This is a genomic window from Cognatilysobacter lacus, assembly GCF_008274655.1.
Classification (GTDB): domain Bacteria; phylum Pseudomonadota; class Gammaproteobacteria; order Xanthomonadales; family Xanthomonadaceae; genus Cognatilysobacter; species Cognatilysobacter lacus.
Genome location: NZ_VTRV01000107.1, coordinates 1 through 9,256, shown reverse-complemented (window position 1 = coordinate 9,256; position 9,256 = coordinate 1). Strand labels below are relative to the sequence as shown.

Below are 9,256 nucleotides of genomic sequence, written 5' to 3'. Positions count from 1 at the left end.
CGTCGGGCGCGTCCAAGCCCGGCCTGCTCAGTCGCGTGGCGCGCGGGCTGAAGTCGCTGGTGACCCGCGGGCCGCGCACGCAGCACTGACCGGTTCCTGCGCTACCTCGACGGGTGGCCGCTTGCGGTCGCCCGTTTTCGTTGGCGGGCCGAGCCAATGAACGACGTACCCGCGGCGGGCTCCCGGCCTCGCGTCGATCATCGACGACATCGGGCGCAGTGGCCGCGCGCAACAACCGTCGCGCGCGCCCCATCTGCGATACTGCCTCGCATGACACTCCTGCGTTTCGACAACGTCGGCAAGCGCTACGCCTCCGGCCGCGACGCGCTCGCCGACGTCAGCTTCGAGGTGGCGCCCGGCGAGATGCTGTTCGTCACCGGGCATTCCGGCGCCGGCAAGAGCACGCTGCTGCGACTGATCCACTGCACCGAGCGCGCGACGCGCGGCACGGTGGTGTTCGCCGACCGCAACCTCGGCAAGCTGCGCGGGCGACGCATTTCGCTGCATCGGCGCGAGGTCGGCGTGGTGTTCCAGGACCACCGCCTGCTTGCCGATCGCAGCGTCGCCGACAACGTCGCGTTGCCGCTGCGGCTGCGCGGCATGCACCGCGCCGAGGTCGCCAAGCGCGTGCGTTCCACGCTCGAGAAGGTCGGGCTGGGCGATCGCGAGAAGTCGCTGCCGCGGCAGCTCAGCGCCGGCGAGCAGCAGCGGGTCGGCATCGCGCGCGCGATCGTCGCCGAGCCGAAGCTGCTGCTGGCCGACGAGCCGACCGGCAACCTTGACCCCGCACTGTCCACCGAGATCATGGCGCTGCTCGAATCGCTCGCGTTGCGCGGTACGTCGGTGCTCGTCGCCAGCCATGACCTCGCACTGGTCCGCCGCATGCGCAAGCGCGTGCTGGTGCTCGACCACGGCAAGCTGATCGACGACATCGGCCCGGGAGACCTCGCCGAATGAGCACGAAAGCCCGTCGAAACGATGTCGTACGCACGCGCTCGCGCTTCGGCGCGTGGGTCGATCATCACGTCCACAGCCTGCTCGCAAGCCTGTTGCGGATGGCGCGCAAGCCGTGGGCAACCGGCCTTACCGTCGGCGTCATGGCGATCGCCTTCGCGCTGCCGCTCGGCCTGTGGGCCGTGCTGTCCAACCTGTCGCAGTTCACCGGCGACGTGCAGCAGTCGCGGCAGGTCAGCGTCTACATGAAGCCGGGAACCGCGCTCGAGCGCGCCCAGGTGCTGGCCACCGAAGTGCGCGCGCGGCCGGATGTCGCGCGCGTCGACGTGCGCAGCGCCGACGAGGGCCTGCGCGAACTGCGCGCGCAGGGCGGCCTTGCCGAGGCCGCCGACGCGCTCGGCGAAAACCCCTTGCCGCACCTGTTGCGGGTGACGCCGCGCGGCGACGATGCACCGCTCGCGACGGCGCTGCAGACGATGCCGGACGTGGACGTGGTGCAGCAGGATGCCGCGTGGCGCCAGCGGCTCGATCGCTGGCTGACGCTGGGCGAGCGCGTCGCGTGGGTACTGGCGGTGCTGCTCGGCCTGGGCGCGCTACTGGTGGTCGGCAACACCGTGCGGCTGGACATCCAGTCACGCCGCGACGAGATCGAGGTCCTGCAACTGCTCGGTGCCACCGGCGGCTTCGTTCGGCGCCCGTTCCTGTACCTGGGCGCCTGCTATGGCCTGTTGTCGGGCCTGATCGCGCTGGCGCTGCTGACCGGGGCCGAATTCGCCGTCCGCGAGCCGATCTCGCGGCTGGCGCAGACTTACGGCAGCGCCTTCCGCCTGCAGGGCTTCGACCCGTTCCGGGCCGCCGTCGCAGTTCTGGGCGCCGGCCTGCTCGGCTGGCTTGGCGCCGGACTGGTGACGGGTCACTATCTGAGACAGACCCGCTCGACTGGCGAATGACTGTGAGCACGGAGCAACACGACCTTCGCCATCTCCCCGCGACGCCGGCGCGCATCATGGTCGTGGACGGCTCGAAGCTGGTCCGCAAGCTGATTGCCGACGTGCTGGTGCGCGAACTCGCGGGCGTCGAGGTGGTCGCGTGCGAGAGCGTGGCGCAGGCGCGCGAGGCGCTTGCGAACGGCCCGGTCGACCTGGTCACCACCGCGATCGGCCTCCCCGACGGCGACGGCATCGCGCTTGCGCACACGGTGCGCGAGGCGGCCGGGCAGAAATACGTGCCGATCATCGTGGTCTCCGGCGATGCGCAGTCGCACCTCGAGTCGCGCACGTTCGGCGAGGATGTCACCGACTATTTCGACAAGGCGCTCGGCCACGTCGCGCTGGCCGCGTTCATCCGCGGCTACGTCCATCCCGAGCCGATTCCGGGCGCGCGCGTCCTGTACGTCGAAGACAGCAAGGTGGTCGCGGTTGCGACCAAGCGCATGCTGGAGCGCCATGGGCTCAAGGTGCTGCACTTCATCGGCGTCGAGGAGGCGCTGCTGCATTTCGACGCGCATCGCGGGCAGGACGACGTGGGTGCCGACCTCGTGCTCACCGACGTCTACCTCAAGGGAGAGCTCAGCGGGCATGACCTGCTCGGCCGCCTGCGCGTGCAGTTCGGTTACGGGAAGCGCCGCCTGCCCATCCTGGTGATGACCGGCGACGCCAATCCGCAGAACCAGAGCGAACTGCTGCGCGCGGGTGCGAACGACCTGGTACTCAAGCCGATCGAAGAGCGCCTGCTGGTGACCAAGACGCTGTTCCAGCTGCGACTGTCGCGCCTCGAACACACGCCGGCCTGACACGCGCAGCATCGCCACAGACGCATTCATTGTGTCGCGGCCGTCGATTCCCGACGATAGCTCGATGAGCACCGACAGCATCCGACTCGAGCCCGGCTGGAAAGCGCGGGTCGGCGACTACCTGCTTCGTGACGACATGCGGGAACTCGCGGTCTTCCTGCGCGAGCGCAAGCGCGCCGGTGCACAGGTATTCCCGCCGGGGCCGGACATCTTCGCCGCCTTCGATGCCACGCCATTGGATGCGACGCGGGTCGTCGTCCTCGGGCAGGACCCGTACCACGGGGCCGGGCAGGCACACGGGCTCGCCTTTTCGGTGCAGCCAGGCGTACCGGTTCCGCCGTCGCTGCTCAACATCTACGCCGAACTCCAGCGCGATCTAGGCATACCGAAGCCCGACCACGGCTGCCTGCTGCCGTGGGCGCACCGCGGCGTACTGTTGCTCAACGCGGTGCTGACGGTGGAGGCCGGCCACGCGGGCGCGCACCAGCGCAAGGGCTGGGAAGGCTTCACCGACCATGTCGTCGATGTGCTCAACGAGCAGCGCGAGGGGCTGGTGTTCCTGCTGTGGGGCAGCTATGCGCAGGCCAAGGGCAAGCGCATCGATACCTCGAAGCATCGCGTGCTGAAGGCGCCGCATCCTTCACCGCTGTCGGCGCATCGCGGTTTCATCGGCTGCGGGCATTTCTCGTCGGCCAACGACTATCTGGTGCGACGGGGCGGCCGGCCGATCGACTGGTCGTTGCCGCCGGCGGCGCAGCTGGCGCCGCGCTAGCGCCTCAGCGGGGTGCACGGCCGCCGCGTCCATGGCGCGCGCCGCCTCCATCCGAGCCACCGGCTGTAATCGTATGCAGCGGTTTCTTCATGGGACGCGACGTACCCTTCGAGGTCCTGTTCATGCCCGTGCCCATGAGTCCAACGCCCGCATCTTTGCTGACGATCTTCGGCGCCTCCGGTGATCTCGCGCAGCGCATGCTGCTGCCGTCGCTGTACGGCCTGCACCGTGATGGCTTGCTGCCGCCGACGCTGCGCATCCTCGGCACCGCGCGCAGCGAGTTCGACGACGACGCGTTCCGCACGAGCGTCGCCGACTCGATCGAACGCTTCGTTCCCGCTGCCGATCGCGACGACGCCATGGTCCGCGGCCTGCTTGAGCGGGTGCACTACGTGCCGGCCACGCTGGGCGACGAAGCGTCGTTCGCGACGCTGGGCGCGCGCGTCGCGGAACTTCGCAATGGCGGTGATGTCGTCTACCACCTGTCGACCGCACCGCGTTTCTACGGCGATATCTGCCGCGGCCTCGGCGCGCTGCAGCTCGCCGGCGCCGGCACGCGCGTGATGCTGGAGAAACCGATCGGCCACAGCCTCGCCAGCGCGAATGCGATCAACGACAGCGTGGCCGCGGTGTTCGACGAGTCGCGGATCTTCCGCGTCGACCATTACCTGGGAAAGGAGGGCGTGCAGAACCTGCTCGCGCTGCGCTTCGGCAACGCGATGTTCGAGCCGCTCTGGAACGCGCGCCACATCCAGCAGGTGCAGATCACCGTCGCCGAGACGGTGGGCGTGGAAGGCCGTGGCGATTACTACGACGACTACGGCGCGATGCGCGACATGCTGCAGAATCACCTGCTGCAGCTGCTTTGCCTGGTCGCGATGGAGCCACCGTCGCACTTCGACCCGACCGCCGTGCGCAACGAGAAGATCAAGGTGCTGCGATCGCTGCGCCCGATCGGTCGCAACGAAGTCGCGGCGGAAACCGTGTCCGGGCAGTACACCGCGGGCGCGATCGACGGCCAGGCGGTGCCGGGTTACCTCGATGAACTGGGCCGCAAGAGCCGCACCGAGACATTCGTGGCGATCCGCGCGCAGGTCGACAACTGGCGCTGGGCGGGTGTGCCGTTCTACCTGCGCACGGGCAAGCGGATGCCGCGCCGTTCCACCGAGATCTACCTGCAGCTGCGGCAGGTGCCGCATTCGATCTTCGGCGTCGCGCCGCAGCCCAATGCGCTGGTCATTCGCCTGCAGCCCGATGAACGCATCGAGCTGCAGCTGATGAGCAAGACGCCGGGCCTGGACCGCAGCGGCCTGCAGCTGTCGCCGGTCGAGCTCGACCTCGACATGCACGAGGAATTCGCCAACGTGCGCCGTCGCCTCGCCTACGAACGGCTCTATCTCGACGCCATCGAAGGCAATGGCACGCTGTTCGTGCGACGCGACGAAACAGAATCGGCATGGCAGTGGGTGGACGCGATCGAGGAAGGCTGGCGCGCCGCCGGAATGGCGCCCAAGGCCTACCCGGCGGGCACGTGGGGGCCGAGCGCGGCGGTGACGCTCACCGACCGCAACGGCCACGGCTGGCGCGAGTGACCATGGGCTGGATCGAACACGACTACGTGGACGGTGTGGCGCTCGCGAACGCGCTTGCAGCCGACCTTGCGCAGACGGTGGATGTCGCGCTTGCAACACGCAACGGCGCGTTGCTCGCGCTCGCTGGCGGCCGCACGCCGCTGCCGGCCTATCGCGAGCTGGCCGCGCGTTGGCGCGGCCATGCGGACGCCGCGCGCATCGTGGTGATGCCTACCGACGACCGCTGCGTTCCGCATGATCACCCTGCCTCCAATGTTGCCGAGTTGCGCGCCATATTCGAGGACACCGACGTGCGCGTGGAAGCGATGACGACCGCGAATGGCGATCCGGAACGTTCGGAGCGCTACGCGCGTGCGATGCTCGCCGAGCATCCGGCTGCGTTCGACGCGGTGGTGCTCGGTATGGGCATGGACGCGCACACCGCGTCGTTGTTTCCGAATGCGCGGCAGTTGGCGGCCGGGCTCGATCGGACCTTGCTGCTCGATGCGCTGCGCGTGGACCCCGATCCATTGCCGGCCGAAGCGCCGTTTCCGCGCATCTCGCTCACCCTCGCGCGCCTGCTGCGTGCACGCGCGCTGCACCTGGTGCTGACCGGCGACGCCAAGCGCGCGGTGCTGGCGCGGGCGCAAACGAACGCGGATGCCGTGGCACGCCCCGTCGCTGCACTGCTGCACGCGCCCGGCGCGCAGGTGCACATCCATTGGAGCCCCTGATGTCCCTGCAGCCCGTCATCGAGCGCGCCACCGACCGCATCCGCGAGAAGAGCGCGCGACACCGTGCCGAATACCTGGCGCGCATGGCTTCCATGCGTCAGGAGGGCCCGGCGCGCGGTGCACTGGGCTGCGGCAACCTGGCACACGGTTTCGCGGCCTCCGGCACCGACAAGCCGCTGCTGCGCGGCAAGGTGGGCGCGAACATCGGCATCGTCACCAGCTACAACGACATGCTCTCGGCGCACCAGCCGTTCGAGACCTATCCCGCGCTGATACGCGCCATCGCCCGTGCGAACGGCGGCAGCGCACAGGTGGCCGGCGGCGTGCCCGCGATGTGCGACGGCGTCACCCAGGGCCGCTTCGGCATGGAGCTCTCGCTGTTTTCGCGCGACACGATCGCGATGGGCACCGCGATCGCGCTCTCGCACGCGATGTTCGACGGCATGCTGCTGCTCGGCATCTGCGACAAGATCGTGCCGGGCCTGCTCATCGGCGCACTGAGCTTCGGGCACCTGCCATGCGTCCTGGTGCCCGCAGGGCCGATGCCGTCGGGCATTCCCAACAAGGAAAAGGCGCGCATCCGGCAGCTGCACGCCGAAGGCAAGGTCGGCGACGAGGAACTGTTGGACGCCGAGGCCGCGTCGTACCACGCGCCCGGCACCTGCACGTTCTACGGAACCGCCAACTCCAACCAGGTGTTGATGGAAGTGATGGGCCTGCACATGCCGGGCGCCGCGTTCGTCAACCCGGGCACGTCACTGCGCGATGCGCTCACCGTCGCGGCAACCGAACGCGTGTTGCAGATCACCGCGCTCGGCAACGAGTACACGCCCCTGTGCGACATCGTCGACGAACGATCGATGGTGAATGCGATGGTCGGCCTCGCCGCGACCGGCGGTTCGACCAACCATGCGATCCACCTGGTCGCGATCGGTCGCGCCGCAGGCATCCGCATCGACTGGGACGATCTCGACGAACTCTCACGCGTAACGCCGCTGCTGGCGCGCATCTATCCCAACGGCAGCGCCGACGTGAACCATTTCGAGGCCGCGGGCGGCGTCGGCTTTGTGATACGCGAGCTGCTCGACGGCGGCCTGCTGCACGAGGACGTGCGTTGCGTGCACGGCGGAAGCCTTCGCGACCAGGCCCGACAGCCGTTTCTCGACGGGATGGAACTCAAGTGGGCGGATGCGCCGGCGGTCTCGCGCGACCCATCGGTGGTGCGACCGCTCGCCGAGCCGTTCGACGCCGAAGGCGGGCTGCGCAGGCTGCAGGGCAACCTCGGCCGCGCGATCGTCAAGGTGTCGGCGGTGGCACCCGAGCATCGCTTCATCGAAGCCCCCGTGCAGGTGTTCGAGGCGCAGGAGATGCTGCTCGAAGCCTTCCGCGCCGGGCTCCTCGAGGGCGACTTCATTGCCGTCGTGCGCGGGCAGGGCCCGAGGGCGAACGGCATGCCGGAGTTGCACAAGCTCACGCCGACGTTGTCGGTGCTGCAGGATCGCGGCCACAAGGTCGCGCTGCTCACCGACGGGCGCATGTCCGGTGCGTCGGGCAAGGTGCTCGCCGCGATCCATCTCACGCCCGAGGCCGCCGACGACGGCCCGATCGCGCGACTGCAGACCGGCGACGTCGTGCGGATCGACTCCGACGCCGGCACGATCGACGTGCTCGTCGACGCCGCGCAGCTCGCCGCGCGCACGCCGCATCGCACCGATCTCTCGGCCAACCGCACGGGCATGGGGCGCGAGCTGTTCGCGCTGATGCGCCGGGCCGTCGGCAGCGCGGAAGAGGGCGCGTGCGCGCTGCTCGACGCCAGCGACCGGGAACTGTCGCAATGAATCTCGGGCTGATCGCCGACATCGGTGGCACCAACGCGCGTTTCGCGCTAACCGATCTCGACGCATCCAAGCCCGACCTGCGCGACGTCAAGCCGCTGCGCTGCGCGGATTTCGCCAGCCTGCAGCACGCCTGCGAGCACTACCTCGAAAGCGTCGGCGCCACGCCGTCGCGTGCGGCGATGGCGGTCGCCTCGCCGGTGGATACCGACGAGATCCGTCTGACCAATCGCGCGTGGTCGTTCAGCCGCCGCGAACTCGAGCAGGCGCTGCGCCTTGTGCACCTGCGCATGCTCAACGACTTCGGTGCAGTCGCCTGGGCCGTGCCCGCACTGTCGGGCGACGATGCCGTACCTCTCTATGGGCCGGCGGCATTGCCGCCGCGTTCGCCCGTCACCGTCATCGGGCCGGGCACGGGGCTGGGCGTCGCGCTGCTCACCGGTGATGCCACCCACGGCTGGCACGTGATCGAGACCGAGGGCGGACATGCGACGTTCGCGCCGGTCATCGAAGAGGATCGCCTGATCGCGCGCTGGCTCGATTCGCTGCACGGCCGCACTTCGAACGAACGCGTGCTGTGCGGCACCGGCCTGGCGCAGATCGATGCGGTCATGCGCGATCCCGACCGCCCGGCGGGCCAGGCGCCGGTGCTGCGCGATCCGGCCGACGTGGTGCGGCTGGCACTCGAGGGCCACGATGTCGCCGCGCGTCGCGCACTCGCGCGCTTCTGCGCCATCCTCGGCGCGGTGTGTGGCGATGCTGCGCTCATGCACGGCGCGCGCAGCGTCATGATTGCGGGTGGCATCGTCCCGCGCTTCGTGCCGTTCCTGCGTGCCAGCGCGTTCCGCGAGCGCTTCCTCGCCAAGGGTCGCTTCGCGGCATACCTGGAAAACGTTGCGATCCACGTGATCACCCATGCGCAGCCCGGCCTGCTCGGTGCAGCCGTCGCCCTGCGCGCCACCACGGAAACACCGCGATGATCTGGACGCCTGAAACCCGCGCCGCGCGCGTCGATTCCATCCTCTCGCAGGCGCCGGTGCTGCCGGTGCTTGCGATCGACGATTGCGAGGATGCCGTGCCGCTCGGCCGCGCCCTGGTCGATGCGGGCTTGCCGGTGCTGGAAGTGACGTTGCGCACGCCGTGCGCGCTGGATGCCATGCGCGCCATCGTCAACGAAGTGCCGGGCGCGGTGGTCGGCGCCGGCACGATGCTCCGCAAGGAGGACTTCCTCGCCGTGGAGGACACCGGTGCGGTGTTCGGTATCGCGCCGGGCAGCACGGCAGCGCTGTACGGCGCCGCGGAACTCACCGCGCTCGCGTTCATCCCGGCGATCGCCACCGCCAGCGAGCTGATGCTCGGCATGGAGCACGGCTACCGGCGCTTCAAGTTCTTCCCGGCCGAAGGTGCCGGAGGCGTGAGCACGCTGAAGGCGTTCTCGGGCCCGTTCGGCGACGTGCGGTTCTGCCCGACCGGTGGAATCGACGCGGGCAAGGCGCCCGGCTACCTGGCGCTGAAGAACGTCGCCACGGTCGGCGGCTCGTGGATGGTGCCCGCGGACCGGTTGGCGGCGCGCGACTGGGCCGCCATCGCCGCGCTTG

At 69.5% G+C, this 9,256-nt stretch carries 9 protein-coding genes; all 9 read left to right on the top strand.

The window, feature by feature from the left end; genetic code table 11:
* The first annotated feature begins 270 nt into the window (after positions 1-270).
* Entirely contained in the window at positions 271-957 is a 687-nt protein-coding gene (gene ftsE, locus FW784_RS09905) for a cell division ATP-binding protein FtsE (protein ID WP_149353183.1), read from the top strand.
* Complete coding sequence (gene ftsX, locus FW784_RS09900; protein WP_149353182.1) at positions 954-1,904, top strand: permease-like cell division protein FtsX; 951 nt, start codon at positions 954-956, stop codon at positions 1,902-1,904. The genes ftsE and ftsX overlap by 4 nt, the downstream gene beginning before the upstream one ends.
* Positions 1,901-2,746: a response regulator gene (locus FW784_RS09895; protein WP_149353181.1), complete on the top strand. Its 846-nt coding sequence runs from the start codon at positions 1,901-1,903 to the stop codon at positions 2,744-2,746. Before ftsX ends, FW784_RS09895 begins: the two co-directional genes overlap by 4 nt.
* A 64-nt stretch (positions 2,747-2,810) precedes the next feature.
* Positions 2,811-3,518, top strand: a complete 708-nt coding sequence (gene ung / locus FW784_RS09890; protein WP_149353180.1) for a uracil-DNA glycosylase — start codon at positions 2,811-2,813, stop codon at positions 3,516-3,518.
* A 134-nt stretch (positions 3,519-3,652) separates the two neighbouring features.
* The gene (zwf, locus tag FW784_RS09885; RefSeq protein ID WP_205123595.1) at positions 3,653-5,110 is read left to right on the top strand and encodes a glucose-6-phosphate dehydrogenase; all 1,458 of its coding nucleotides are present in this window, start codon (positions 3,653-3,655) and stop codon (positions 5,108-5,110) included.
* Between the two features lie 2 nt (positions 5,111-5,112).
* On the top strand, positions 5,113-5,823 hold the full coding sequence (gene pgl, locus FW784_RS09880) for a 6-phosphogluconolactonase (RefSeq protein WP_149353179.1): 711 nt from the start codon (positions 5,113-5,115) through the stop codon (positions 5,821-5,823).
* The gene (gene edd, locus FW784_RS09875) at positions 5,823-7,661 is read left to right on the top strand and encodes a phosphogluconate dehydratase (protein ID WP_149353178.1); all 1,839 of its coding nucleotides are present in this window, start codon (positions 5,823-5,825) and stop codon (positions 7,659-7,661) included. The genes pgl and edd overlap by 1 nt, the downstream gene beginning before the upstream one ends.
* A complete protein-coding gene (gene glk, locus FW784_RS09870; RefSeq protein ID WP_149353177.1) occupies positions 7,658-8,638 on the top strand; it encodes a glucokinase in 981 nt (326 codons plus the stop codon). Before edd ends, glk begins: the two co-directional genes overlap by 4 nt.
* The coding region (eda, locus tag FW784_RS09865) for a bifunctional 4-hydroxy-2-oxoglutarate aldolase/2-dehydro-3-deoxy-phosphogluconate aldolase (RefSeq protein ID WP_149353176.1) at positions 8,635-9,256 on the top strand (622 nt) is incomplete at its 3' end. The genes glk and eda, both read left to right, overlap by 4 nt.

Coding starts and splice junctions, on each gene's coding strand:
- zwf (WP_205123595.1), top strand. CDS start 3,653: ATGAGTCCAACGCCCGCATCTTTGCTGACGATCTTCGGCGCCTCCGGT.
- ftsX (WP_149353182.1), top strand. CDS start 954: ATGAGCACGAAAGCCCGTCGAAACGATGTCGTACGCACGCGCTCGCGC.
- ung (WP_149353180.1), top strand. CDS start 2,811: ATGAGCACCGACAGCATCCGACTCGAGCCCGGCTGGAAAGCGCGGGTC.
- edd (WP_149353178.1), top strand. CDS start 5,823: ATGTCCCTGCAGCCCGTCATCGAGCGCGCCACCGACCGCATCCGCGAG.
- FW784_RS09895 (WP_149353181.1), top strand. CDS start 1,901: ATGACTGTGAGCACGGAGCAACACGACCTTCGCCATCTCCCCGCGACG.
- glk (WP_149353177.1), top strand. CDS start 7,658: ATGAATCTCGGGCTGATCGCCGACATCGGTGGCACCAACGCGCGTTTC.
- ftsE (WP_149353183.1), top strand. CDS start 271: ATGACACTCCTGCGTTTCGACAACGTCGGCAAGCGCTACGCCTCCGGC.
- pgl (WP_149353179.1), top strand. CDS start 5,113: ATGGGCTGGATCGAACACGACTACGTGGACGGTGTGGCGCTCGCGAAC.